At 65.9% G+C, this 25,670-nt stretch carries 28 protein-coding genes; 6 read left to right on the forward strand and 22 right to left on the reverse strand.

The genetic code is table 11. The features are described 5' to 3' along the window. Complete coding sequence (accC, locus tag J0I99_RS02600) at positions 1–1,347, forward strand: acetyl-CoA carboxylase biotin carboxylase subunit (RefSeq protein WP_291390408.1); 1,347 nt, start codon at positions 1–3, stop codon at positions 1,345–1,347. A gap of 87 nt (positions 1,348–1,434) precedes the next feature. On the opposite strand, the gene J0I99_RS02605 is transcribed toward accC, so the two are convergent. The 12 genes from J0I99_RS02605 to coaD form a co-directional block, all read right to left on the reverse strand. After that, positions 1,435–1,866 carry a hypothetical protein gene (locus tag J0I99_RS02605; RefSeq protein ID WP_291395596.1) on the reverse strand — a complete coding sequence of 144 codons (432 nt, stop codon included), beginning with the start codon at positions 1,864–1,866 and terminating at the stop codon, positions 1,435–1,437. A 119-nt stretch (positions 1,867–1,985) separates the two neighbouring features. After that, on the reverse strand, positions 1,986–2,738 hold the full coding sequence (gene map, locus J0I99_RS02610) for a type I methionyl aminopeptidase (protein ID WP_291395597.1): 753 nt from the start codon (positions 2,736–2,738) through the stop codon (positions 1,986–1,988). Next, entirely contained in the window at positions 2,735–3,715 is a 981-nt protein-coding gene (locus tag J0I99_RS02615) for an aminoglycoside phosphotransferase family protein (RefSeq protein ID WP_291395598.1), read from the reverse strand. The genes map and J0I99_RS02615 overlap by 4 nt, the downstream gene beginning before the upstream one ends. Next, positions 3,712–5,346: a glucose-6-phosphate isomerase gene (gene pgi / locus J0I99_RS02620; protein ID WP_291395599.1), complete on the reverse strand. Its 1,635-nt coding sequence runs from the start codon at positions 5,344–5,346 to the stop codon at positions 3,712–3,714. Before pgi ends, J0I99_RS02615 begins: the two co-directional genes overlap by 4 nt. Before the next feature lie 23 nt (positions 5,347–5,369). Further along, complete coding sequence (gene tgt, locus J0I99_RS02625) at positions 5,370–6,500, reverse strand: tRNA guanosine(34) transglycosylase Tgt (protein ID WP_291395600.1); 1,131 nt, start codon at positions 6,498–6,500, stop codon at positions 5,370–5,372. A gap of 49 nt (positions 6,501–6,549) precedes the next feature. Beyond that, positions 6,550–6,840 carry a GYD domain-containing protein gene (locus J0I99_RS02630; protein ID WP_291395601.1) on the reverse strand — a complete coding sequence of 97 codons (291 nt, stop codon included), beginning with the start codon at positions 6,838–6,840 and terminating at the stop codon, positions 6,550–6,552. An 88-nt stretch (positions 6,841–6,928) separates the two neighbouring features. Next, on the reverse strand, positions 6,929–7,480 hold the full coding sequence (locus tag J0I99_RS02635) for a dihydrofolate reductase family protein (RefSeq protein WP_291395602.1): 552 nt from the start codon (positions 7,478–7,480) through the stop codon (positions 6,929–6,931). A gap of 73 nt (positions 7,481–7,553) precedes the next feature. Continuing rightward, a complete protein-coding gene (queA, locus tag J0I99_RS02640) occupies positions 7,554–8,609 on the reverse strand; it encodes a tRNA preQ1(34) S-adenosylmethionine ribosyltransferase-isomerase QueA (protein WP_291395603.1) in 1,056 nt (351 codons plus the stop codon). Beyond that, entirely contained in the window at positions 8,609–9,010 is a 402-nt protein-coding gene (locus J0I99_RS02645) for a hypothetical protein (protein ID WP_291395604.1), read from the reverse strand. Before J0I99_RS02645 ends, queA begins: the two co-directional genes overlap by 1 nt. Then, a complete protein-coding gene (locus tag J0I99_RS02650; protein WP_291395605.1) occupies positions 9,007–9,483 on the reverse strand; it encodes a peptidylprolyl isomerase in 477 nt (158 codons plus the stop codon). The genes J0I99_RS02645 and J0I99_RS02650 overlap by 4 nt, the downstream gene beginning before the upstream one ends. 13 nt (positions 9,484–9,496) lie before the next feature. Then, a complete protein-coding gene (locus J0I99_RS02655) occupies positions 9,497–10,072 on the reverse strand; it encodes a peptidylprolyl isomerase (protein ID WP_291395607.1) in 576 nt (191 codons plus the stop codon). After that, positions 10,072–10,560: a pantetheine-phosphate adenylyltransferase gene (gene coaD / locus J0I99_RS02660; protein ID WP_291391196.1), complete on the reverse strand. Its 489-nt coding sequence runs from the start codon at positions 10,558–10,560 to the stop codon at positions 10,072–10,074. The genes J0I99_RS02655 and coaD overlap by 1 nt, the downstream gene beginning before the upstream one ends. Positions 10,561–11,212: 652 nt before the next feature. Between coaD and J0I99_RS02665 the strand changes: the two genes are divergently transcribed. After that, entirely contained in the window at positions 11,213–13,618 is a 2,406-nt protein-coding gene (locus J0I99_RS02665) for an ATP-dependent helicase (protein WP_291395609.1), read from the forward strand. 166 nt (positions 13,619–13,784) lie between these two features. Here the strand turns inward: J0I99_RS02665 and J0I99_RS02670 are convergent, their stop codons facing one another. Continuing rightward, a complete protein-coding gene (locus J0I99_RS02670; protein ID WP_291395611.1) occupies positions 13,785–14,696 on the reverse strand; it encodes a DMT family transporter in 912 nt (303 codons plus the stop codon). 193 nt (positions 14,697–14,889) lie between these two features. Between J0I99_RS02670 and cls the strand changes: the two genes are divergently transcribed. The 3 genes from cls to J0I99_RS02685 all read left to right on the forward strand — a co-directional run bounded on the left by cls (position 14,890) and on the right by J0I99_RS02685 (position 18,002). Beyond that, positions 14,890–16,344: a cardiolipin synthase gene (gene cls / locus J0I99_RS02675; protein ID WP_291395613.1), complete on the forward strand. Its 1,455-nt coding sequence runs from the start codon at positions 14,890–14,892 to the stop codon at positions 16,342–16,344. A 5-nt stretch (positions 16,345–16,349) separates the two neighbouring features. Next, positions 16,350–17,063, forward strand: a complete 714-nt coding sequence (locus tag J0I99_RS02680; RefSeq protein WP_291390522.1) for an endonuclease/exonuclease/phosphatase family protein — start codon at positions 16,350–16,352, stop codon at positions 17,061–17,063. A gap of 72 nt (positions 17,064–17,135) precedes the next feature. Beyond that, entirely contained in the window at positions 17,136–18,002 is an 867-nt protein-coding gene (locus J0I99_RS02685) for a 50S ribosomal protein L11 methyltransferase (protein WP_291390524.1), read from the forward strand. Positions 18,003–18,251: 249 nt separating this feature from the next. On the opposite strand, the gene J0I99_RS02690 is transcribed toward J0I99_RS02685, so the two are convergent. After that, positions 18,252–18,386, reverse strand: a complete 135-nt coding sequence (locus J0I99_RS02690) for a hypothetical protein (protein WP_291390526.1) — start codon at positions 18,384–18,386, stop codon at positions 18,252–18,254. A 140-nt stretch (positions 18,387–18,526) separates the two neighbouring features. Beyond that, positions 18,527–18,658: a hypothetical protein gene (locus J0I99_RS02695; RefSeq protein ID WP_291390528.1), complete on the reverse strand. Its 132-nt coding sequence runs from the start codon at positions 18,656–18,658 to the stop codon at positions 18,527–18,529. 120 nt (positions 18,659–18,778) lie between these two features. On the opposite strand from J0I99_RS02695, the gene J0I99_RS02700 reads away from it, so the two are divergent. Then, positions 18,779–20,608, forward strand: coding sequence for an aminopeptidase P family protein (locus J0I99_RS02700; protein ID WP_291395615.1), 1,830 nt, complete (start codon positions 18,779–18,781; stop codon positions 20,606–20,608). 454 nt (positions 20,609–21,062) lie between these two features. Here J0I99_RS02700 and J0I99_RS02705 read toward each other — a convergent pair whose 3' ends face one another. The 7 genes from J0I99_RS02705 to J0I99_RS02735 all read right to left on the reverse strand — a co-directional run bounded on the left by J0I99_RS02705 (position 21,063) and on the right by J0I99_RS02735 (position 25,621). Further along, complete coding sequence (locus J0I99_RS02705; RefSeq protein WP_291395617.1) at positions 21,063–21,551, reverse strand: DUF3828 domain-containing protein; 489 nt, start codon at positions 21,549–21,551, stop codon at positions 21,063–21,065. Positions 21,552–21,686: 135 nt separating this feature from the next. Beyond that, positions 21,687–22,148 carry a DUF3828 domain-containing protein gene (locus tag J0I99_RS02710; RefSeq protein WP_291395619.1) on the reverse strand — a complete coding sequence of 154 codons (462 nt, stop codon included), beginning with the start codon at positions 22,146–22,148 and terminating at the stop codon, positions 21,687–21,689. 15 nt (positions 22,149–22,163) lie between these two features. Next, the gene (gene tatC, locus J0I99_RS02715; RefSeq protein WP_291395621.1) at positions 22,164–23,024 is read right to left on the reverse strand and encodes a twin-arginine translocase subunit TatC; all 861 of its coding nucleotides are present in this window, start codon (positions 23,022–23,024) and stop codon (positions 22,164–22,166) included. Positions 23,025–23,026: 2 nt separating this feature from the next. After that, positions 23,027–23,779, reverse strand: a complete 753-nt coding sequence (tatB, locus tag J0I99_RS02720; protein ID WP_291395624.1) for a Sec-independent protein translocase protein TatB — start codon at positions 23,777–23,779, stop codon at positions 23,027–23,029. A gap of 32 nt (positions 23,780–23,811) precedes the next feature. Continuing rightward, complete coding sequence (gene tatA, locus J0I99_RS02725; RefSeq protein ID WP_291395625.1) at positions 23,812–24,030, reverse strand: twin-arginine translocase TatA/TatE family subunit; 219 nt, start codon at positions 24,028–24,030, stop codon at positions 23,812–23,814. Positions 24,031–24,152: 122 nt separating this feature from the next. Continuing rightward, a complete protein-coding gene (scpB, locus tag J0I99_RS02730) occupies positions 24,153–24,827 on the reverse strand; it encodes an SMC-Scp complex subunit ScpB (RefSeq protein WP_291395627.1) in 675 nt (224 codons plus the stop codon). Beyond that, positions 24,827–25,621, reverse strand: coding sequence for a ScpA family protein (locus J0I99_RS02735; RefSeq protein WP_291395629.1), 795 nt, complete (start codon positions 25,619–25,621; stop codon positions 24,827–24,829). Before J0I99_RS02735 ends, scpB begins: the two co-directional genes overlap by 1 nt. Between the last annotated feature and the right edge of the window lie 49 nt (positions 25,622–25,670).

Raw genomic sequence — 25,670 nt, forward strand, 5'->3', positions numbered from 1 at the left:
ATGTTCCAGAAGGTCCTCATCGCCAATCGCGGCGAGATCGCGCTCCGCATCCTCAGGGCCTGCAAGGAGCTCGGCATCTCGACGGTGGCCATCCACTCGACCGCCGACTCCAACGCCATGCACGTGCGCCTCGCCGACGAGAGCGTCTGCATCGGCCCGCCGCCGGCCAAGGACAGCTACCTCAACATCCCCTCGATCATGGCCGCCTGCGAGATCACCGGCGCCGATGCCGTGCATCCGGGCTACGGCTTCCTGTCGGAGAACGCGCGCTTCGCCCGTATCCTCTCCGAGCACAAGATCACCTTCATCGGCCCCTCCTCGCACCACATCGAGATCATGGGCGACAAGATCACCGCCAAGAAGACGGCGGTGGAGCTCGGCATCCCGGTGGTCCCCGGCTCGGCCGGCGAGGTCAAGACCGAGGCCGACGCCAAGTCGACCGCCGCGGAGATCGGCTATCCCGTGCTGATCAAGGCCACCGCCGGCGGCGGCGGTCGCGGCATGAAGGTCGCCCATACCGAGGCGGATGTGCTCACCGCCTGGTCGACCGCCCGCGCCGAGGCCAAGGCCGCGTTCGGCAACGAGTCGGTCTACATGGAGAAGTACCTCGGCCAGCCCCGGCACATCGAAGTGCAGGTGCTCGGCGACGGCCAGGGCAACGCGGTCCATCTCGGCACGCGCGACTGCTCGCTGCAGCGGCGCCACCAGAAGGTGTGGGAAGAGGCCCCGGCGCCGACCGTGCCGTTTGCCGAGCAGATGGAGATCGGCGAGATCTGCGCCGCCGCCATGCGCAAGCTGAAGTACTCGGGCGCCGGCACGATCGAGTTCCTCTACGAGAACGGCAAGTTCTACTTCATCGAGATGAACACGCGCCTGCAGGTGGAGCACCCGGTCACCGAGCGCATCACCGGCGTCGACATCGTCTACGAGCAGATCCGCGTGGCGTCGGGCGAAAAGCTGTCGCTGACCCAGGACAAGATCCAGTTCAACGGCCACGCCATCGAGGTCCGCATCAACGCCGAGGACCCGCAGACCTTCGCGCCCTCGCCGGGCAAGATCCAGTTCTACCATCCGGCCGGCGGCGTCGGCGTTCGCGTCGACAGCGCCGTGTACCAGGGCTACACGATCCCGCCCTACTACGACTCGCTGATCGGCAAGCTCATCGTCTACGGCCGCACCCGCGACGAGTGCCTGCAGCGCCTGCGTCGCGCGGTGGACGAGTTCGTCGTGGATGGCATCAAGACCACCCTGCCCCTGTTCCAACGCCTGATCCAGAACAAGGACATCGCGGCTGCGAACTACGACATCCACTGGCTCGAGAAGTTCCTCAAGGACAACAAGGCCTGAGACCGGGCCTGTTATGGCTTGGCCGACGCAAGCTGAACGAGCGCCACGGCGCCCGTTCAGTCACGCGGTCCCGGCTCGGCCGCAGCCTCAGTACCAGTTGTCGCCGTAGTCGTCTTCGTTGTCGTAGACGGGGTAGAGCTTCCTGATCCGGTCGACGACGCCGCTGCAGCGGTGGACGCGCATCGAGTAGTACCAGTCGCCATAGATGGCTTCGACGCGGACCCGGTTCCTGCCGAGGCGGTCGACGATGGCGACCTCTTCGAAGCCGTAGTTGATGAGGCCCCGGCGGATCTGCCTGTCGGTCAGGCACCAGTTGAAGAAGTCGTTGGGGCCGAACTGCTTCTGCTTGAACTGCTGCAGCTGCTTCTGGTCGCCGCCCTGCGGCTTGACGTCGAGCGAGAAGCCGCCCGAGAGGTTGGGGGCAGCCTGGACGGGAACCGCGCTCAGCGCGGTGCCGGCGAGAACGACGGCAAGAACCGCGGCGCGGCTGGTCTGCCGGATGAGGTTGAGAACGGTCATTTTCAGTGCTCCCTGGGTTGGTCCGGTGCTGCATCTGCAGCGTTGGGACCACTCTAGCGCCCTGAAATTGAATGCGTTTGGAACCGATCACTCAGGTTTCGTTCAGCCGACCGCCATGCTCATGCCGCAGTCACCACAATGGCGCCGCGGCGCGTCGCGACGATCGTGTGCTCGTACTGCACGCAGGGGGCGGGCGGGTCGGCGACCAGGGTCCATTCATCATCGTCCCTCGCCTGCTCCGCCATGCGGCCGCCCAGCGAGAGGAAAGGCTCGACGGTGAACACGAGCCCGTCGGTAATGACCCGGCGTTCCGAGCGATCGGGCCAGGTCGAGATTTCGCCAGGCTCGTCATGCAAGCTGTCGCCGACGCCGTGGCTCGCGAGGTTCTCGATCAGCGTGTAGCGGTGCTTCCTGGCGAAGGCGCCGATGGCATTGCCGATGCCGGCGAGCGGCGCGCCCGAGCGAACGGCGCGGATACCCTCCCACATGGCGCGCTTGCCGTCGCGGCATAGGGCGACGAGCTTGGGGTTGGCCTCGGGCACGACGAACGAGGCGCCGGTATCGGCGAACACACCGTTGAGTTCGGCCGAGACGTCTATATTGACCAGGTCGCCGGCTTTTATGATGCGGCTGCCTGGGATGCCGTGGGCAATCTCCTCGTTCACCGAGATGCAGGTCGCGCCGGGGAAATCGTAGGTGATCTCGGGAGCCGAGCGCGCGCCGTTTTCGTCGAGAATACGCCGCCCGATGTCGTCAAGCTCCAGCGTGGTGATCCCCGGCCGCAGCGCGGCGGCCATGGCGTCGCGCGCCACGGCGCAGATGCGGCCGATGGCCTTGAGCTTTTCGAGTTCGGCTTCGGTGGTGATGGTCATGCCCGCTTTTGCGCTGCCATCGCCTCGAGGTCAACGATCAGGTCGTGACGTTCTCCCTCGCGGATCACACCGACATGGCGCAGCCACCACCACATGGTGAGGCGGTGCAACAGCAGATAGATCCAGAGCGCGGCGTCAGGATCGGGGTGGTCGATCAGACCGTAGCCCTCGCGGATCGCGGGGCCGCTCCCGGGTGCATCGTGCTCGGAACAGAACAAGGCCTTGGCGAGGTCGCAGACCGGGTCGGAGGCTTTTGCGTTGCCGAAGTCCAGCAGCCCGGTCAGCTGCAGGCGTCCCCTTGCGTCGCGTTCCGCGAGCACGTTGTTGGGCTGGAAGTCGTCATGGGCGAACACCGCGCCCCGGCTATGGGCGACGATGTCGGCGTGGTCGGCCACGATCGCCTCCAGTTGCTGCGCGAGCGCCTCGCCGCCGCCGTAGTGGCGGAAGCGATCGAAACCGTGGAGGAAGAAGCGGTCGACGAACTCAGCGTTGGTGGCGGCGGGATTGACGACGCCATCCGCGCCGAAGCTGCCGTAGCCATCGACCCGCACCGTATGCAGCTTGCGCAGCATGGCACCCATCTGCCGATAGAGGTCGGCAACGTCTGGCTCGTCCTTGAAGGTCATCACCTGCCTGCCGGGCAGATAGTTCGCGATGGTGTAGCGGAACGGCAGGCGCGTCCGGCTCTCGTCCGACGCGACGAAGCGCGTCATCGGCACGTCGAGGTCGCGCAGCAGGCGGGAGGCGTAGGTCTCTTTGCCGGTGGCGTGCGGGTGGGCATCGTCGAAGGCCTTCAGCACCAGCGGCGGGCCTTTGATGCGATCGACCCGGAACGACCACGCGCCGCCTCCCGGCAGCTCCGCGACCGCCAACGGCGTGCCGAGACCGAAATCCTTGAGCACGCCGGCCAGCTTCAGCAGGTCGACGCTGACGGGCGCCGCCTTGTAGGGTCGCTGTGTCGCCGCGGCCTCGCTCATTTCATCTTCAGATAGGCCTCGACCAGCCCCTTCGTCGAGCTGTCGTGGCCGTCGGCCTTGGCAGTGCCCTGTACCTTGGGCAGCAGGGCCTTGGCGAGCTGCTTGCCGAGCTCGACGCCCCACTGGTCGTAGGAGTTCACGCCCCAGATGGTGCCCTGCACGAACACCTTGTGCTCGTAGAGGGCAACGAGGCTGCCCAGCCGCTCGGGGGTGAGCTTCGGGTAGATCAGGGTGTTGGACGGGCGGTTGCCCGGGAACATCTTGTGCGGGGTCAGCGCCTTGATCTTCGCCTTGTCCAGGCCCTGCGCGGTCAGCTCGGCGACCACCTCGTCCTTGGTCTTGCCCAGCATCAGCGCCTCGGACTGGGCGAAGACGTTGGCGACCAGCTTGTCGTGGTGCGGCGGCAGGCTTTCGTGCGGCTGGGCGGCGACGAGGAAATCGACCGGGATCACGTCGGTGCCCTGGTGGATCAGCTGGTAGAAGGCGTGCTGGCCGTTGGTGCCGGGCTCGCCCCAGATGATCGGGCCGGTGTTGTAGTCGACCGGCTTGCCGGCAAGATTCACCGACTTGCCGTTGCTCTCCATGTCCTGCTGCTGCAGGTAAGCGGCGAAACGGGAAAGCCGCTGGTCGTAGGGCAGCACGGCGTGGGTCGAGAAGCCCCAGGCGTTGCGGTACCACACGCCGATCAGGCCCATGATCACCGGCAGGTTCTTCTCGAGCTTGGTCTTCAAAAAGTGCTGGTCCATGTCGTAGGCGCCACGCAGGAACGCCTCGAAGTTATCGTAGCCGACGGTGATGGCGACCGGCAGGCCGATGGCCGACCAGACCGAGTAGCGGCCGCCGACCCAATCCCAGAATCCGAAGATGCGGTCGGACTTGATGCCGAAATCGGCGCAAGCCTTGAGGTTGGTCGAGAGCGCGGCGAAGTGGTCGGGCACCGCGGCCTCTCCTAGTGCATTGGCGATCCAGGCTCGGGCGGTCGCCGCGTTGGTCATGGTCTCGTCAGTGGTGAAGGTCTTCGACGCGACGATGAACAGGGTGCGCTTGGGATCGAGCGTCTTCAGCGTGTCGTGGATGTGGGCGCCGTCGACGTTTGAGACATAATGGGCACGCAGGTCCTTGCGGGTGTAGGGCTCGAGCGCCAGCGTCACCATCACCGGGCCGAGGTCGGAGCCGCCGATGCCGATATTGACGATGTCGGTGAAGGGCTCACCGGTCGCGCCCTTGATCGAGCCATCGCGGATCTGCTCGGAGAACGCCTTCATGGCGGCGAGCACGCCGCGCACCTCGGGCATCACGTCCTTGCCGTCCACGACCACCTTCTTGTCGCCGAAGTAGCGCAGCGCCATGTGCTCGACGGCGCGGTCCTCGGTCGTGTTGATGTGCTCGCCCTTCCACATCGCATCGCGCCGTTCCTCGACGCCGGCGGCGCGGGCCAGATCGAACAGCGCCTCCATCGTCTTTTGATCCAAGCGGTTCTTGGAATAGTCGAGCAGCAGGTCACCGGCCTTGGCCGAGAAGGTCTTGAAACGGTTGGGATCGGCCGCGAACAGCTCGCGCATGCTCGTCTCTTCGAGACGCTTCCTGGCTTTCATCAGAGGGTTGAGGAGGGATTTGCGGCTGGAGGCCATGACCTATTCTCCTGCGAAGGTTCCTAGCGCGCGGGGATATCCCCCGCGTCCCATGTTGCACGGGTTTGTGCCGCATAATCGGCAAACGTACCAGCCTCGATCGCGTGACGGGCCCCGATGCAGAGCTGCTGGTAGTAGTGGAGATTGACCTGGCTGAGGATCATGGCGCCCAGCATCTCCTCGGTGCGGATCAGGTGGTGCAGGTAGGCGCGGCTGAAGCGGCGGCAGTTGGGGTTGGGCGACTCCTCGTCGAGCGGTCGCGGATCGTCCTTGTGCCGCGCGTTCTTCAGGTTGATGACGCCGAAGCGGGTATAGGCATGGCCGTGGCGGCCGGCGCGGGTGGGGTGCACGCAGTCGAACATGTCGACGCCGCGTTCTATGCCGCCGAGGATGTCGTCGGGCTTGCCCACGCCCATCAGGTAGCGCGGCTTGTCGGTCGGCAGCTCCGGCGTGATCTCGGACAGGACGCGGAACATCGTCTCCTGCGGCTCGCCGACAGCGAGGCCGCCGATCGAGTAGCCGGAAAAGCCGATCGACTTCAGGCCGGCGGCGGAACGTGCTCGTAGCTCGGCATTGTCGCCGCCCTGCACGATGCCGTGCAGCGAGCGATAGGGCTGGTGGCCGAACGCGTCCTTGGAACGCTGGGCCCAGCGCAGCGACAGCTCCATGGCGCGTTCCATCTCCCTGTACTCGGAGGGGAGCGGGATGCACTCGTCGAGTTGCATGATGATGTCGCTGTCGAGCAGCGTCTGGATTTCGATCGAGCGCTCGGGAGTCAGCTCATGCGCCGATCCGTCGATGTGCGAGCGGAACTTGACGCCCTTCTCGGTCAGCTTGCGGAGCTTGGCCAAGGACATGACCTGGAAGCCGCCGGAATCCGTGAGGATCGGGCGCTGCCAGTCCATGAAGTCATGGAGGCCGCCGAGCGCGGCGACGCGCTCGGCGCCAGGGCGCAGCATCAGGTGATAGGTATTGCCGAGCAGGATATCGGCGCCGGTGTCGCGCACCTGCTCGGGATACATGCCCTTGACGGTGCCGACCGTGCCGACCGGCATGAAGGCCGGCGTGTTGACCTCGCCGCGCCAGGTATCGATGCGGCCGCGACGCGCCATGCCGTCGGTGGCGAGAAGAGTGAAGGAGTAATCGGATTTCATGGCCGGCTAATTAGCGGGCCCCGCGGCTCCTGTCACCCTGCCCTGCCGATCAGACCGCGGCCGTGATCTTCTTGTAGTCGGCTTCGACGAAGGCCTTCATGGTGATGCCGCGCACGTTTCCGAGCGCCGCGGACTTGAGCATGAGTGTCGCGATCGCCTCATCGCTCGGTGCATCGGCGACAATCACCTGATCGTACTGGCCAAATGTCATATAGACCGACTCGAAAGTGACACCCATTTCCTTGGCTGCCGCCTTGGCGGCGTCGTAACGCGCACCGGAATTCTTGATGGCCTTGATCCCCTGCTCAGTCCAGTTGAGCAGCATGATGTACTTGGACATTGAACGCTCCTCCTGTTGGCGAAGATTTTCTTCGCAACAGGAAGTATATCGCCAGGCGGGAGACGCGGGTACTGTAAATCGACCGATCTCAGGCTTTCGGCCGGTAGCTCATCAGCACGCCGCCGTTGGACAGCGGCCTGGCTGAGACGAGGTCGAGCAGCTGACGCTGTTCCTGCTGCTTGAACAGCGGGTTGCCCTTGCCGAGCAGGATCGGGGCGATGCACAGGCGGTACTCGTCGACGAGGCCTGCAGCGAGCAGGCTCGACAGGAGTTCGGCGCTGCCGAAGACATAGATCGTGCCACCCTTCTCCGCCTTGAGGCCGCGCACCAGTTCGACTGCGTCGCCCTTGAGCAGGCGCGAGTTGTTCCAGTCGGCACTCGCAAGAGTGTTCGAGATCACGGCCTTGGGCAGGCTGTTCATCTCCGCCGCCTCGGGTTCGGTCGAGCCCTGCCAGTAGCTGGCCATGCCCTCGTAGGTCCTGCGGCCGAACAGCAGCAGGCCGGCTTCGGCCAATTGCCGGTCGCTGAGTTCATTCAGCTCCTCGCCCCAGACGAGGCTGTGGAAGTCGATGGCCCATGGCTCGGTGCCTTCGAAATAGCCGTCCAGGGTCACGACGTTCCAGGCGATCAGCTGGCGCATGGGGCTCTCCATCACTTATGCACGTGCTTAAGTATTCTGACGCAACGACGACTGTCAAGCTTATGCTTAACTATCACTCGGCCCGGAACAGCAGGCTGGCGTCGCCGTAGGAGTAGAAGCGGTAGCCGGTCTCGATGGCGTGCCGGTAGGCTGCGCGCATCGTCTCCAGCCCGGCAAAGGCGCTGACCAGCATGAACAGGGTCGAGCGCGGCAGGTGGAAGTTGGTCATCAGGATGTCCACCGCATTGAAGCGGTAGCCAGGCGTGATGAAGATGTCGGTATCGCCGATAAACGGCTGCAACGTGCCGGTCGCCCGGGCCGCTGTCTCCAGCAGCCGCATGCTGGTCGTTCCCACTGCCACCACCCTGCCCCCCTTGGCCCTGGCGGCAAGGATACGCTCGACCACGGCGGCGGGGATATCGCCCCACTCGGCGTGCATGACATGGTCCCTGGTGTCGTCGACCTTGACCGGCAGGAAGGTGCCCGCGCCGACATGCAGCGTCACCCGTTCGATGGTGACACCCAGGTCGGCGAGCTTCTGCAGCAGGCTCTCGGTGAAATGCAGTCCGGCCGTAGGGGCGGCAACAGCGCCATCGCGGGCGGCGTAGACGGTCTGGTAGTCCGTCCTGTCGCGCTCCTCGGTGTGGCGCTTGGCCTCGATATAGGGCGGCAGCGGCATGGCGCCGTGCGCCTTGATCGCCTCGTCGAGCTGGGCGCCGCCGAGATCGAACTCCAGCGTCACTTCACCGGTCTCGCCCTTGCCCGCAACGGTAGCGGCAATGTTGCCGTTGTCGCCGAGCTCGAGCCGGTCGAGCACGTGCAGCCGCTTGGCCGGACGAGCAAAGGCGCGCCAGGTATGGGCGTCGACGCGCTTGTGCAGGTTGAAGCTGACGGAGGCGCGGTTGTCGCCGCGCATACGGGTGCCGGTCAGCTCGGCGGGCAGGACGCGGGTGTCGTTGACGACCAGCACGTCGCCGGCGCGCAGGACGCGCAGCAGGTCGGTGACGTGGGCGTCCTCGAGCGGCTCACCCGGGCGGACGATCAGCATACGGGCGCTGTCGCGCGGCTCGGCCGGATGCAGCGCGATGCACTTCTCGGGAAGGTCGAAATCGAACTCGTCGACGCGCATCAGGGACCGGAGCAGCCCACGGCCCAGGCGCCTTGCCCGGGAATGCGAAGCGTGCCGCCATAGATGGGGGCGGCGTCGTCAGCGGCGGTCTTGAACAGGCGCAGCTCGGCGATGCGGGCGGTCAGGCCCGGATCGACCGCGTCGATGCGCAGCGTCTCTGCATCCTCGAAGCCCTGGCCGACCATGACTGGGTCGCCCGGACCATAGGCGGGGTCGGTGGCCCAGACCTTGTCACCGACGGTGATGGTCATGCCGGCGACGGAGAGCACGTCGGTGGCGCCGACAAGGAGGTCGATACTGGCCGCGCCGTCGGGCGCGGCGCAGTTGATCCACTCCGTCGCGATGGACGGAGTGGCAAGGCCGCAAAGGCCGAGGATGGCGATTGCGGCCTTCGTGATCATTCGGCGATGTCGGCCGCGACCTTGACCGAGATCATCTTGTCGGGCTCACGCACCGGCTCGCCGCGCTTGATCTTGTCGACGTTCTCCATGCCCTCGATGACCTTGCCCCAGACGGTGTACTGGCGGTCGAGGAAGCGGGCGTCGGCAAAGCAGATGAAGAACTGGCTGTTGGCGCTGTCCGGGTTCTGGGCGCGCGCCATCGAGGCGGTGCCGCGGACATGCGGCTCGGCGTTGAATTCCTGCTTGAGGTTCGGGTACTTCGACGACCCCGTGCCGGTGCCGGTCGGGTCGCCGGTCTGGGCCATGAAACCGTCGATCACGCGGTGGAACACCACGCCGTCATAGAACCCTTCGCGGGCCAGCTTCTTGATGTGCGCCACGTGGTTCGGAGCAAGGTCCGGACGCATGGCGATGACCACATTGCCCTTGGTGGTCTCGATGACGAGGGTATTCTCGGGATCAGCGTAAGCCAATGTCATGGCCTCCTTACTTGTATTCGATCTTGGCGGAGATGATCTTGTCGGGGTCGGCGACCGGCTGATCGCCATCGCCCTTCTTGATCTTGTCGACAATGTCCATGCCCGCCACGACCTTGCCCCAGATGGTGTACTGGCCATCGAGCCAGGGAGCCTCGGCAAACATGATGAAGAACTGCGAGTTGGCGCTGTCCGGATCGTTGCTGCGGGCGGCGGCGACGACGCCGCGCTCGAACTTCACCTTGTCGGTGAACTCGGCCTTGAGGTCGGGCAGGTCCGAGCCGCCCATGCCGGTGCCGGTCGGGTCGCCGCCCTGCGCCATGAAGCCGGCGATGACGCGGTGGAAGACGATGCCGTTGTAGAAGCCCTGGTTGGTCAGGTCGATGACGCGCTGCACGTGATTGGGCGCCAGCTCGGGCAGCAGTTCGATATCGACCGGGCCGTCCTTGAGCTCGAGGATCCAGTGCGGCTTGCCCGACTGGGCATGAGCGGCGGAAGGAGCCACAACGGAAACGGCGAAGAAGGCGGCCACGACGGCAAAGACGATGCCGAGGATGATGCCGGCGCGCTTGATGGGATCGGCCATTATTTCTTCAGTGCCTTGAAAACGATGGGGGGAACGAAGGCGCTGATATCGCCTCCGAGTTCGGCGATCTGACGCACGAGCGTGGCCGAGATGTGGCGGACATGCGGGCTCGACGGCAGGAAGACCGTCTGCAGGTCAGGTGCCATCTGGGCGTTCATGCCGACCATCTGCATCTCGAAATTGTAGTCGGTGGTGTCGCGCAGCCCGCGGATCACCAGCCTGGCGCCGGCGGCGCGGGCGGCGTTGACCATCAGGCCGGAGAAGTCGACGAACTCGAACTCGGTATCGGTGCGCTTGCCGACCGGCTCGAGCACGGCCTTCAGCAGGGCGACGCGATCCTCGTGGCTGAACAGCGGCTTCTTGGAATGATGGGTCCCGACTGCGATCACCAGCTTGTCGACGAGCTTGCAGGCGCGCTCGATGACGTCGAGATGGCCATTGGTGAGCGGATCGAAGGAGCCGGGGTAGAAGCCGACCAGTCTCGACATGGGGAGCGCCCTCCTCGCTGGGTTGGCGCGGGTTGTGTCACGGCAGGCTGGTTTAGGCAAGCCGAAGCGCCCGACCGCCTTGCGGCGCCGGAGGATGTCGCACAACCTGGGCGGGGTGACCGGCGCGGTTTTCGGCCACGCGGTTAGTCCGCAAACAAAACGGCCGTCGCCGCGCCGGTCGGATCGAGGTCTGAGTGAGACCGCTGCCGTGAGGGAGCGTGCGCGGCTGGTTCTCTCCACACCCCTGTTACCAGGACGGGACCTGACCAGTCGGCCGGTTGCCCACGACACCGACCCGCCATGGGACGACTCCCATGACCCTCGACATCCGGTGGAGTTGGGGGGATAAGTTTGTTGGGTGGGCCGGTACGTGGGGCTCGATTGTACTTCAAACTCGGTGTCATCCCGGCGAACGCTGGGATCCAACTCTCGGATGGTGCGGGGGAGGCTTGGGTCCCAGCTTTCGCTGGGATGACGGCTGGTGGGTGGGGTGAGCTTGGTGATGGGGACCTTCCGCGGAGCACCCAGGGGCGGGCGGGGGCCCTGCCCAGTGCTGTGCGCTGACGGTTCTGTGCGGTGCCCGCGCATATACATCGGCCACACTCATCCCTATATTCGCCGATGAGAACGAAACAGGATTCGTCAATCCCCCATGCCAGCCGAATCGCAGCGCCTCGACCGCCCCAAGGCGGGCTCGATCACCAGCCAGTTTGGCCGGGGAGCGGGTGCGCCTGACTACCTGAAGGGCCTCAACGAGGAGCAGCGCGAGGCGGTGCTCACCACCGAGGGGCCGCTGCTGGTGCTGGCCGGCGCCGGCACGGGCAAGACGCGCGTGCTGACGACACGGATCGCGCATATTCTCACCTCGCGCCTCGCCTGGCCGTCCGAAATCCTGTCGGTGACCTTCACCAACAAGGCCGCGCGCGAGATGAAGGAGCGCATCGGCAAGCTGGCGGGCGCGGCGGTGGAGGGCATGCCGTGGCTGGGCACGTTCCACTCGATCGGGGCGCGCATCCTGCGCCGGCATGCCGAGCTGGTGAACCTGCGCTCGGACTTCACCATCCTCGACACCGACGACCAGATCCGGCTGATCAAGCAGTTGCTCGAAGCCGAGAACATCGACGAGAAGCGCTGGCCGGCACGGGTGTTCGCGGGAATGCTCGATGGCTGGAAGAACCGCGGCTGGCTGCCGGACGACGTGCCGATGGCCGAGCTGTCGGGCTTTGCCAACGGGCGGCTGCCGAACCTCTACCGCGACTACCAGGCGCGGCTCGCGACGCTGAACGCCACCGATTTCGGCGACCTGCTGCTGTTGAACATCAAGCTGTTCAAGGAGCATCCCGACGTGCTGGCCGAGTACCACCGCAAGTTCAAGTACATGCTGGTGGACGAGTACCAGGACAGCAACACGGCGCAGTACCTGTGGCTGCGGCTGCTGGCGCAGGGCAAGCCCGCGTCGGAAGCGAACCTGTGCGTCGTCGGTGACGACGACCAGTCGATCTACGGCTGGCGCGGCGCCGAGGTGGACAACATCCTGCGCTTCGAAAAGGACTTTCCGGGCGCCAAGGTGATCCGGCTGGAGCGCAACTACCGCTCGACCTCCAACATCCTCAAGGCGGCCTCGCACCTCATCGCCAACAACGAGAGCCGGCTGGGCAAGACGCTGCAGACCGACGTGGGCGAGCCGGGCGAACTGATCACCGTCACCTCGGTTTGGGACAGCGACGAGGAAGCCCGACAGGTCGGCGAGGAGATCGAGCAACTGCAGCGCCAGGGCGAGGCGCTCAACTCGATCGCCATCCTCGTGCGCGCTTCGCACCAGATGCGGGCGTTCGAAGAGCGCTTCATCACGCTGGGGCTCAACTACCGCGTCATCGGCGGCCCGCGCTTCTACGAACGCAAGGAAATCCGCGACGCGCTGGCCTACCTGCGGCTGGTGTGGAACCCGAACGACGACCTCGCCTTCGAGCGCATCGTCAACGTGCCCAAGCGCGGGCTCGGGGATTCGACGCTGAAGCTGCTGTTCGACGCGGCGCGGCACCAGGGCACCTCGCTGACCGGCACCGTGCGCATGCTGGTGCAGACCGAGGAGCTGAAGCCCAAGCAGCGCACGACGCTGCGCCAGCTGATCGACCAGTTCGACGACTGGGGCCGGCGCGCCAAGGCAGCGCCGGCAGAGGATATCGAGGACGACGATGACGGCCCTCCGGGCATCGTGCGGCGGCACACGTCGCATGCCGACCTCGCACGGCAGGTGCTGGACGAGTCGGGCTACACGGAGATGTGGCAGAACGATAAATCAGCCGAAGCAGAGGGTCGGCTCGAAAACCTCAAGGAACTGGTGAACTCCATGGAGGAGTTCGACTCGCTCGGCGGCTTCCTCGAGCACGTGTCGCTGGTGATGGACCGCGATACCGGCGAGGCGGACGACGCCGTCTCGATCATGACGCTGCACTCGGCCAAGGGCCTGGAGTTCGACACGGTGTTCCTGCCCGGCTGGGAGGAAGGCCTGTTCCCCAGCCAGCGCACGCTCGACGAACTCGGCCGTGCCGGGCTCGAGGAGGAGCGGCGGCTCGCCTATGTGGGCCTCACCCGCGCCCGCAAACGGCTCAAGGTGTCGGTGGCGCAGAACCGGCTGACGCACGGGCTGTGGCAGTCGGCCATTCCGTCGCGCTTCCTCGATGAGCTGCCGGCCTCCGCGGTGGAGGTGAAGGATACCGGCTCAGCCTATGGCGGCTACGGCTATGGCGGGCGAACCGGCGGCGGGCGGTTCGACACGCGCGACCCGTTCGACTCGCTCTACGAGACGCCCGGCTGGCAGCGGGCACGCGCGCAGGCTTCGACGCGAAAATCGCACGGGCCGGTGACGATCGACGGCGACCTTGTGGCACGCTCGGTGGATGACGGACGCGGCTCGAAATACGCTGTCGGCGAGCGGGTGTTCCACCTGAAGTTCGGGTACGGCACGATCAACAACATCGAGGGCAACAAGCTGTCGATCGAGTTCGAGAAAGCCGGCCCCAAGAAGGTGCTCGAAAGCTTCGTGCAGAAGGGGTGATCCCCGCTCGTGCCTGCCACATGCGCGATGTCATTCCGGCGCAGGCCGGAATCCATCCTGGGATGGCTGCAACCCGCCGCGAGAGCTGCAAGGCCTCAGGTGAACCCCGGCATGCCCCGGGTGACACTGTGCGGATCGCGCCTCCCGCACCGTGTCTGAGGTGCCCTCACTGCGGCGGGCTGACTTCGCTCGCGCGCTTCCGTTCCAGACCCAGCTTGTGCTCGCGGTAGATGATGAACAGGCCGGAGCCGACCACGATGGCGCCGCCGAACAGCATCTGCACGGTCGGAACATCCTGGAAGACGAAGTAGCCGATGGCGATCGACAGGATCAGCGAGGCGTATTCGAACGGCGCGATCACCGACATGTCGGCGTGGCGGTAGGATTCGGTGAGTAGGATCTGGCCGATGCCGCCGAAGATGCCGGCGCCGACGAGCAGCGCGAACTGCTCGGGCGTGGGCATGACCCAGCCGAAGGGGATGGTGGCGAGCCCGAGGGCGGACGACATCACCGAGAAATAGAGGACGATGGTGGCCGAGCGCTCGGTTTCGACGAGCTTGCGCACCAGCACCATGGCGGTGGCGGCAAAGCCTGCGGCGATCAGCGCCGAGATGGCGCCGAGCGTCGCGCCGCTCATGTCGGCGATGCCGCCGGAAAAGACGGTGAGGCGCGGCCAGATGATGACGATCACGCCGACGAGGCCGACCAGAACCGCGCTCCAGCGGTAGAGGCGCACGTGCTCATGGTAGAAGACCGCGCTGAACACGACGATCAGCAGCGGAGTCGCATAGCTGATGGTGATGGCCTCGGCGAGCGGCAGCTGGGTCAGTGCGAAGAAACCGGTCATCATGCCGCCGGTGCCGACAAGGCCGCGCATCAGGTGGCTCAGCGGGTGCTTCGTCTTGAGGCCGACGCCCAGTTCGCTCTTCCAGATCAGATAGACGATGATCGGCAGGATGGCGAAGAAGGAACGGAAGAACACCAGCTGCCCGGCCGGCACGCCTTCCGAGGCCTTGAGCAGGCTCGACATGCCCAGGAACACGCAAACCGAGCTCAGCTTGAACGCAATTCCCGTCATTGCGTTCTGACGGGGCAATGGCGATGGCGTCGACACGGGCAAGATCTTTCGGCGGCGGGAATTCGGACAGACCGGCGTCCGGCCGCCAGTGTCGCGGCGTTCGGCGCGAGGCGCAACTGCCTTCATACGAGCGACGGGGTCTAGCCGTCAGCCATGCATCGGATATTAGTCTTAGGCGGACCGCGGAGTTCCCATGGCTGAAGTCATCGACATGAGCGGTGTGGTCGAGGGTGTCGTTCAGAACATCCCGATCATCGCGATGGTGCTGGCCGGGTTTTATGCGCTGGCCATCATCTGCGCGGTGCGCGAGATCACCGTGTCGCGGACCTCGCAGGGGTCGATCGCGTGGCTGGTGTCGCTCGCCTTCCTCCCCTTCCCCACCGCGCTGATCTACCTGATCTTCGGCTGGAAGCACTTCGACAGTTATGCAAGGACGCGCTTGCAGGTGCGCCAGTCGCGCCTCATCCGCGCCGAGGACCTGATGGTCATCGACCGCGACATGGGGGCCGCCTGGCCGGTGCAGCGGCGGGCGGCGGGGCTTCCGTTCCTTGCCGGCAACAAGGCAGACCTGCTGATCGACGGCGAGGCCACGTTCGAATCGATCCTCGGCGGCATCGCCGAGGCAAGGCACTACATCCTGGTGCAATTCTATGTCATCCGGCACGACGCGCTCGGCCAGCGGCTGGCGGCGGCGCTGATGGAGCGAGCCCGGGCCGGCGTCGCGATCTTCGTGCTCTACGACGACGTCGGCAGCGGCGGGCTGTCGAAGGAATACAAGGAACGGCTGTGGGCCGAGGGCATCCAGATCTACGGCTTCAACCACCGCCACCGGCTGCTGCGCCTGTTCGGGCCGATGCGGGTCAACTATCGCAACCATCGCAAGAACGTGGTGGTGGATGGCGAGGTGGCCTGGACCGGCGGCGCCAACGTGGGGGTCGAGTACCTGGGCGAGGACAAGAAGTTCGGGCACTGGCGCGACACCCAGCTGCGGCTGGAAGGCCCGGCGGCGATGTCGATGTCACTGATCTTCCAGGAGGACTGGCTGTGGGCGACCGGCGAGGTGCTGGACGTCCATCGGCCCGAGCCGGTCGAGGCCGGGGATGTCTCTGCCCTGGTGATGGCGACAGGGCCCGCCGACCGGCTCGAGGTGAACGCCATTGCCTTCGGCGACATCATCGGCCAGGCACGGGAACGACTCTGGATCGTCAGCCCCTATTTCGTGCCCGACACCGACATGCGGACGGCGCTCTACGCCGCTGTGATGCGCGGGGTGGACGTCCGCATCATGCTGCCGGGCAGGCCCGACCACATGCTGGTCTGGCTGGCCAGCAATGCCCACGCCGACGCCATGGTCGAACACGATGTCGCCATCTACCGCTATGAAAAGGGCTTCCTGCACCAGAAGGTACTGCTGATGGACGACAAGATCGCCGCGGTCGGCAGCGTCAACTTCGACAACCGATCCTTCGCGATCAACTTCGAGATGACGGTCTGGATGCCCAACAAGGGCGTCGTGGATGCCGTCGAAGCCATGCTGGTGGAGGACTTCAGCCACTGCCGGCTCGTTACCCGCACCGAGGTCGCCAAGCGCAACCCGATGGCGCGGTTCATTTCGCAGGCGGCGCGCCTGCTCTCTCCAATCCTTTGAGCCTCATGATCAAGTTCGTCTCCTACAATATCCGCAAGAGCCTCGGGACCGACCGCCGGCGGCAGCCGGAGCGGATCATGCAGATCCTCGGCGAGCTCGATGCCGACATCGTCGCACTGCAGGAAGTGGATCGCCGGTTCGGCCAGCGGGCCACGACGTTGTCGCCCGAGCTGATCGTCGATTTCACCGGCTACATGCCGGTGCGCTTCGGCATCCGGGAACAGAGCCTGGGCTGGCACGGCAACGTGCTGCTGGTGAAGAAGGGCCTGCAGGTCACCAACCAGCAGCGCATCGAACTGCCGGCCTTCGAGCCGCGTGGCGCGGTGATGGCGGACGTGACGGTGGGCCACGAACGCATCCGGGTCGTCGGCATGCACCTGGGCCTGATCGGCAACTGGCGGCTGAAGCAGGCAGAGGCCGTGGTGGGCTACCTGGAAAAGCTCGAGGACCGGATGCCGACGGTGATCATGGGCGACCTCAACCAGTGGGCCCAGGATGGCGGCTGCCTCGCCGAGTTCGCGCGGCACCATGACATTATTCCGCTGGGGCCCAGCTTTCACTCGCGCCGGCCCATGCTGCCGCTCGACCGCATCATCACCAGCCGCGACTTCCGGCTGGAGGGCGCCGGGGTGCACCGTTCGGCGCTGGCGCGCACTGGATCGGACCACCTGCCCGTCTGGGCGGCGCTGTCGCTGGCCCGGGCGGAAGCGGCGGCTTAACGATCGGCGGCCGAAGGCATTGACTTCGCCCGCGCAGGCTCCGAAACAGCCGGCGAACAGGATTTGTCGCCCATGACGCTCTCGCAACTCTCGACCCCGCTGACCAAGGACCAGGCCTATGCGCTGGTCGACGCCGTGATGGCGCGCGACGACGTGGCCATCACCGCCTCGGCGCACGAGATCGAGGAGACCGGCGAGTGGGTGTTCGAGGCGACCTGCGACAGCAAGCCGGACATCGCTGCATTCAACGCCATTGCCCGCGAGGTGCTGGGCGGCGAGGTGAGCTTTGCCGTCGAGGCGATCGATCCGACCGTGAACTGGGTGGCGAAATCGCTCGAGGGACTGAAGCCGGTGATTGCCGGCGGCTTCTACATCTACGGCAGCCACGAGGAGGCGCCGCCGACAGGCGTCACGGGCATCAAGATCGACGCGGCGCAGGCGTTCGGCACCGGGCACCATGAGACCACGACAGGTTGTCTCGAGGCCATCGACCGGGCGCTGAAGCGCCGCCGCTACGCCTCGATGATCGACGTGGGCACCGGCACCGGCGTCCTCGCCATCGCGCTGGCCAAGCGCACGCGCCTGCCCGTGCTGGCCACGGACATCGACCCCATCGCGGTACAAACGACCATCGAGAACGCACGCGACAACGGGGTGTCGCGCAACATCATTGCCATCGAGGCGACGGGGCTCGACCACCGGCAGATCGCGACGGGCGCCCCCTACGACATGGTGGTGGCCAACATTCTCGCCGGCCCGCTGGTGGCGCTCGCGCCGGGCGTGCGCAAGGTTACGCAACCGGGCGCCACGGTGATCCTGTCGGGCATCCTCAACACCCAGGCCAACCGCGTGATCTCGGCCTACGGGCTGCAGCACATCGTGCTCCGGCACCGGATCGAGAAGAAGGAATGGACGACCCTGGTGCTGGAGCGGGTGTAGGCGGGCATGTGGATGGGAGGCGATGAGCCGACCCAGCATTCCCGGTGTCATCCCTGCGAAAGCAGGGATCCAACTCTCCGCCGGCACCTGCTGATGCCTGGATCCCTGCTTTCGCAGGGATGACAGCCGGTGGTTGGGCGAGAACGTGCCCGTAACCTGCAACGGCGGAAAAACAAAATCCCCGGGCGAGCCCAGGGATTCGTTCGATCAAACAACGTTCGGCAAACGCCGCGCGAGATGCGCCGCGGCTTAGTTCGGGCGCTTGGTGAGCGCACCGAGCAGCAGGTGCTCACGGGCACGCGATACGCTGCGGGTCGCTTCGCGGCCGCGCGCATCGATCACGCCGGACAGAGCCTTGCGGAAATCGTTCGTGTTCTCGGGCATGTCTTTCTCCCGTACTTCGAGTCTGTCGGAACTTCTGCCGACGATGCGTAGATAGACATCCCGGGCGCGGCCGGTAAGTCCTTGTTGCGAAAGGCAGCCATGCCAATTGTGCAGGGCGCCTTAACGGCTGGTGAATCGCTTCAGTCCCGAGGCTCGCTCTGCAGCGCCCGTCGCGCTTTCAGGTACTCGGTGATGTAGCGCTGCGCCTGTCCCTGGCGCCCCTCCATCATCGATTCGAACACCTGGTGAAACAGTCTCTTCCGTTCCGTCATTGCATCGCTCCATCGGAGCCCCGCGCCCTGATGCCGCTTGCGCCATGAACCTGGAATGAACACTCGCCACGGCGGGGCACGCTTGTTAGGGTCCGCCACCCTCCAAACGGCAATTCCATCATGACCGACAGCACCTTCGCCCCCACCGTCTACCAGTCGTTCGACATCCGCACCGATCCCGGGACGGTGGCGCCGCGCGTCAGGGCGCTGCGTCTGGCGATGAAGGACGCGGGCGTCGATGCCTTCCTCGTGCCGCGCACCGACGCGCATCGCGGCGAATCGGTGCCGGAAAGCGAGGCACGCCTCGCCTATGTCACGAGCTTCACCGGTTCGGCCGGGCTGGCGATCATCGGCAGCCGCAAGGCGGCCCTGTTCGTCGACGGGCGCTACACCCTGCAGGCCCCCGCCGAGACCGACACCGAGGTGATCACGGTGCTCGAAGCGGCACAGGGCGGCACTTCGCCCAGGATCGTCGAGTTCGTGCCCAAGGGCGGCAAGGTCGGGTTCGACCCCTGGCTGCACACGCCCAGCGAGATGGCCGACCTGACGAAGAAGTTCGAGGGCAAGGCCGTGCTGGTGCCGGTGGACAACCTCGTCGACCGGATCTGGACCGAGCGCCCTGCCCCGCCGAACGGGCCGATCGAGTTCCTCGGCCACAACCGGGCCGGCCGGACCGCGCCCGACAAGCTCGACGAGATCCGCGCCGCCATGGGCGAGGACGGGGCCGACGCGCTGGTGCTCACGGTGCCGGAGTCGATCAACTGGCTGTTCAACCTGCGCGGGCGCGACGTGCCGCACGTACCGGTGGCGCTGTGCTTCGCACTGGTGCCGAAGAGCGGCATGCCGACGCTGTTCTTCAGCAAGGAGAAGATCACGCCGGAACTGCGCAAGGGCCTCGAGGGTCTCGCCAAGGTCGCCGATGCCGCAACGATGATCGCGGCGCTGCGCAAGCTCGGCGCGGCCGACAAGCGGGTCATGATCGATCCCGGCACGGTGCCCGTGGCGATCGCCAGCGCCATCAGCGGCGTCAGCGACGCGGTGCTGATCGAGAAGCGCGATCCGGTGCTGTTGCCCAAGGCAAGGAAGAACGATGCCGAACTGGCCGGCATGCGTGAGGCGCACCGGCTCGATGGCGTCGCCATGGCCAAGTTCCTGCACTGGCTGGACGCCGAGGCGCCGAAAGGCCGGCTCGACGAAATCGCCATCGCCACCGCACTCGAGAGTTTCAGGCGCGAGGAGCCGAGCCTCGTTGATGTCAGCTTCGACACGATCTCGGGCGCCGGCTCGAACGGGGCGGTGATCCACTACCGCGTCGACCAGCGCACCAACCGGCCGCTGAAACCGGGCGAGCTGATGCTGGTCGATTCGGGCGCGCAGTATCTTTCCGGCACCACCGACATCACCCGCACCATGTTCACCGGCAAGGTGACAGCCGAGCAGAAGACCCGCTTCACCCAAGTGCTGCGCGGCATGATGGCCATATCGATGGTCCGCTTCCCCAAGGGTACCACCGGGGCGCAGATCGATGTGCTGGCGCGGCAATTCCTGTGGGCGGACGGCGTGAACTACAACCATGGCACCGGCCACGGAGTCGGTGCGTTCCTGTCGGTGCACGAGGGGCCCATCGGAATTTCGCCGCGCTACCCGACGCCGTTCGAAGTGGGAATGATCACCTCGAACGAGCCGGGCTTCTACAAGGAAGGCGCGTTCGGCATCCGCATCGAGAACCTGCTCAACGTGATCGAGAGCAAGGCCGGCGACGGCAAGTTCCTCGAGTTCGAGACGCTGACGCTGGCGCCGATCGACTTGCGGCTGGTCGACGAGGCCCAACTTACGGGGCCTGAGCGAGACTGGCTCAACGCCTACCACAAGCGCGTGTTCAAGGAGATCGGCCCGCTGCTTAAGGGCGAGGTCAAGGCGTGGCTGAAGGAGGCCACCCGGGAGATCTGACAGGCCCTTCGCCTCCCTCCCCCTTGAGGGAGGGATCGAGGGAGGGGGTGGCTCGGTGATCACCGATCGACCCCCACCCCCCACCCCTCCCCTCAAGGGGGAGGGGAGCCAGCTGAGTTCACGCTGAACGGATCGTATTGCAGCAGCCACGACAGCAGCCAGTTCCGGCCCGCATCCACGCTGCTTCGCCTCCCTCCCCCTTGAGGGGAGGGATTGAGGGAGGGGGTGGCTCGGTGATCCCCGATGCACCCCCACCCCTCCCCTCAAGGGGGAGGGGAGCCAGCTCAGTTCACGCTGAACGGATCGAACTGCAACAGCCACGACAGCAGCCAGTTCCGGCCCGCATCGACGCTGCTTCGCCTCCCTCCCCCTTTGGGGGGAGGGATTGAGGGAGGGGGTGGTTCGGTGATCCCCGATGGACCCCCACCCCCCCTCAAGGGAGAGGGGAGCCCGCTCAGTTCACGCTGAACGGATCGTATTGCAGCAGCCACGACAGCAGCCAGTTCTGGCCGCCGGCGAGAGAGGCGACGTCGTCGACCTTCCAGCCGTCGGCCTGCTTGACCAGCGACAGGCTGATCAGGCTCATGTGGTCGAAGTTGTGGAAGCTGACGGTGACCACGGCGCGATCGCCGCTGGTGACCGGCGCACCGATCACCAGGTCGAGCAGCAGTGAGTTCTGCCCCTCGATGAACGGGTCGAAGGTGAGCATGTCGGGCGCATCCGGATCGATGGCCGCACCCTTCTGGTCGATGGCCTGGCGCTCGGCGTTACTGGCATAGAGGTCCTTGAGCCGGCTCGAGTAGAACTGCTCGAGGCTCCCATGCTTCTCGCCGGCTGCGTAGGGCTGGTAGATCGCCTCGACCAGCGCCTTGGGATCGTCATAGGCGACGGCTGCCCCGGTGACGCCGAGAATGAGCAGCAGGCTTGCAATGATGTGCCGCATGTTCGCCCCTTGCGGTTGACTTGGCTTGAGGTCGCGCCCTCGGGATGGGAAACCGTGCAGCACTTCCCGAGAACGGTCCAGTGGCGCCCGGCTAGCAAGGGGGTTTGGCGCATTGAGGGCCGCGCCGGGCCGCAATCAGGGCATTGGTGCCTGGAGCATGTCGAGCAGGTCGTAGCTGGAGTCGGCGCCGGCGTACCACACGTCGTCGATCTTCCAGCCCTGCTCGTTGACGAGCAGGTAACCCATCTCCTGCGGCGTCCCCATGTTCTTGAACGTCACCTTCACCACCGCCTTGCCGCCGGCAAGATAGGGGTCGCCGATGACGAGGTCGGTGATGTCGTAGTCCTGGCCGTTCACGAAGGGATCAAAATCGATGCGGCCGATCTCGCCATCGGCCTCCTGCTGGTCCTTCTCGAACAAGCCGTTGAGGCGCGCGCTCTGCAGCGGCGCCTGATCGGGTGGAAACTCGTTGGGCGGCATGTAGCCGGCATACAGCGCCTCGAGCGGGGCCTTCGGGTCGGCAAGGCTCTGGGCCAGAGCCGGGCCCGCGAGCCCGAGCCCCACGACGACGACGGCGAAGGCGGCGAATCGCAGCATCGGATGTCTCCGCACTCAGGCCGACGGGGTGGTCGTCTGGTCGGTGCCCTGCTCGGCCAAAGCCTTGGCGCGCCGCCGCTCGATCAGCATCACCGACCAGATGGAGAGCTCGTACAGCAGGTACATCGGCAGCGAGAGGCCGATCTGCGAGACCGGATCGGGCGGAGTGATGAAAGCGGCGAAGATCAGGATGCCGACGATGGCGTATTTTCGTCCCTTCTTGAGCGTGGCGCTCGAGACGAGGTCGATCTGTGCCAGCAGCGTCAGGATGACCGGCAGCTGGAAGCAGATGCCGAACGCCAGGATCAGCGTCATGGCGAGGCCGAGATACTCGCTGACCTGCACCAGCATCTCGATGTCCTGCGTCTGCATCGAGAGGAAGAAACGCATCGCCATGGGCAGCACGGCGAAATAGACCAGCAACCCGCCGAGGAGAAAGAAGATCGGCGTGGCGAACAGGTACGGGATGAAGGCGCGCCGCTCCTTCTTGTAGAGGCCGGGCGCGACGAAGCCGTAGACCTCGATCGCGAGGTACGGGAAGCCGACGAAGATGGCGGCGAAGAACGCGACGTTGAGCTGGGTGAAGAACAGCTCCTGCGGCGCCGTGTAGATCAGCCGGAAATCCTCGGGGATGACGTGCTGCGCGCCGTGCGGCACCACGGCCAGGTAGGCCTGGCGATAGGGCTCGATCAGGAATTCGAGGATCGACTGCGAAAAGAAGAAGAAGACGATCAGAAGGCCGAAGATGACGATCATCGCCCGCACGAGACGCTTGCGCAGCTCGATGAGGTGGTCCAGCAGGGGCGCCTCGCTGCCGGCAAGCTCGTCCTGCTCGGCCTCGGGCTTGGGGCCCTCGAGTTTGGTCTGCTCGGCCATGGTCAAGTGGTCTTCCTTGGCGCGGGCTTCCTCGCGGCAGTCTTTTTGGCCGGAGATGCGGCGACGGCGACAGGCTCAGCCGCGACCTTCCTGGCGGCAGGCTTTGTGGCAGGCGTAGCCTTCGTCGGTTTGGCGGGCGCAGCATCCACGGTTTTCGGCGCGGTCGACCTCGCCTTTGCCTTCTTGGCGGCAGGCTTGGCGGTGCCGGCATCGGTCGCGGCAGCCGACTCGGCCGCCTTGCCGGCGCGGGCCGCCTTCGCCTTGACGGGCGCGAGCTCGGCCGTCTCGACCTTGCTCTCGGCTGGTTTCTTGACCTTGACCGGACGAACCGCCTTCACCGGCGGCTTGGCTTCGGCGGGGGTCGCTGCGGCGACTGCCGCGGGGGCCGCAACGGCAGCGGGCGCTGCCATGCCGGCGGCAGCCTTGATCTCGTCCACCACGCTCTCGACCTTGGGATCGGCGGGCTTGATCGCGCCGGAGGGCTTCACCTCACCGGTAGGCGTCGTGGTGTTGAATTCCTTGCGGATCGCGTCGGCCGTCGCCTTGAGCGGCGCTGTCACCGAGTTGCGCAGGTTGGTGATCTCGTTGAGGCCGGTGGTCTTGTTCAGCTCGCGCTGAAACTCCTGCCCCATGCGCCGGATGGTGCCGGCGAACTGGCCGACCCGACGCATCATGGCCGGAAGATCCTTGGGGCCAATGACGATCAGGGCGACAACCCCGATCACGAGCATTTCGGTCCAGCCGACGCCGAGCATGTGGTGGACTCCCGGGAGCGGCCGTCAGACGATCAGGCGTCCTTGGCCTTTTCGGTTTCGCGGGTCGGCTCGGCGGATGCCGTCGCGTCGATCTGCGGTGAGGGCTTGGTCTCTTCGTCGCGCATGCCCTTCTGGAACGACTTGATGCCCGAAGCGACCTCCCCCATCAGGCCCGCGATCTTGCCGCGTCCGAACAGCAGGATCACGACGATCGCTACGACGATGATGCCCCAAATGCCTGGCGCGTGCATGGTGGTCTCCGAGAGAAAGCTAACGCTTGTACCTTAGCGCAGAGAAATAGGTTCAATCCTTGGCGAACACAAGGACGTGTTCGGCTTTGTGGCTCGGGAAATGGTCGCAAGCGATGCCGGGCTCACTCGACGGGGTCGCTTTCGCCGCGGTCGTCCGGATCCAGGGGGTCCTCGTCGTCGCGCAGCGGACCATCGAAAGGCAACGGCACCTGGAAGGCGGGCGGCAGGCGGCTCGAGAGCAGGCCCGAGCCCCGCAGTTCCTCGAGGCCCGGCAGGTCGGCGAGACTTTCGAGGCCGAAATGATCGAGAAAGGCTTCAGTGGTGCCATAGGTCACGGGGCGGCCCGGGGTGCGGCGGCGGCCGCGCATGCGGACCCAGCCGGTCTGCATCAGGATGTCGAAGGTGCCGCCGCCCGAAGCGACGCCGCGGACTTCCTCGACCTCGGCACGCGTCGCCGGCTGGTGGTAGGCGATGATGGCCAGCGTCTCGAGCGCCGAGCGCGACAGCTGGCGGCTCTCCTTCTCCTCGCGCCGGAGCAGGAAGGACAGGTCATCGGCAGTGCGGAAGGCCCACCTGTCGCCGCGCCGCACGAGGTTCACGCCCCGCCCGGCATAGCGCCGGGCCAGTTGCTCGAGCAGGACGGGGATATCGGCCCCCTCCCCCAGGTGCGGGGCGATCTCGGCCGGCGACAGGGGATCGGCCGAGGCGAACAGGATCGCCTCGAGAATGCGGAGGTTGCGCTCCGCCACCTCGCCGTGCTCGTCGAAATCGGCCCCGATGGGCGGATCGTCGGTCATCAGTTGTTCTTCCCATCGCCCTGGCGCCGGCGCATGAACAGCGGCCCGAAGGTCAGGGTCTGGCGCAGTTCTATTTGCCCCTGCCGGGCGAGTTCAAGGCTCGAGGCGAAGCTCGAGGCCATCGCTGTCTTCCGCTGCTCCGGATTGGTCAGGTACTGGTCGAGATAGGCGTCGAGCGGCACCCAGTCCATGCTGTCGCCGATCAGTCGCGCCAGGATCTCGCGCGCCTCCTGCAGCGACCAGACGGTGCGCTCGAACAGGTGGTAGTCCTGCGGGATGCCGCGCTCGCGGCCGGAGGCGTAGGCCTTGAGCAGGTCGTAGAGCGACGCCTCCCAGAGGTTGCGGCGCTCGACCAGCACCGGCTCGGGCTGGCCGCGCGCGAAGACGTCGCGGCCCAGGCGCGGGCGGTTGACCAGTTGCATCGCCGCCTTGCGCATGGCCTCGAGGCGCTTCAGGCGGAACTGCAGCAGCGCCGCCATCATCTCGCCGGTCGGCTCGTCGTCGCTTGGCGCCTGCGGCACCATCAGCCGGCTCTTGAGATAGGCGAGCCAGGCCGCCATCACGAGATAGTCGGCAGCGATCTCGATGCGCTTCTCGCGGATCGTCTCGATGAATCCGAGATACTGCTCGGCCAGTGCCAGCACCGAGATCTTGCCGAGATCGACCTTCTGGCGACGCGCCAGGTCGAGCAGCAGGTCGAGCGGCCCCTCATAGCCGTCCACGTCGACGTAGAGAATCTCGTCATCGCGCGGCGCGTCGGGCGTTGCGAACCAATCCTGCGATGTGTCGCTCATCAAGCCGCCCTATCCACCCCTAGAGGCGGATTTGGTCCCCAACCGGGCC

The sequence above is a fragment of the Devosia sp. genome (genome assembly GCF_017307495.1).
Taxonomy (GTDB): domain Bacteria; phylum Pseudomonadota; class Alphaproteobacteria; order Rhizobiales; family Devosiaceae; genus Devosia_A.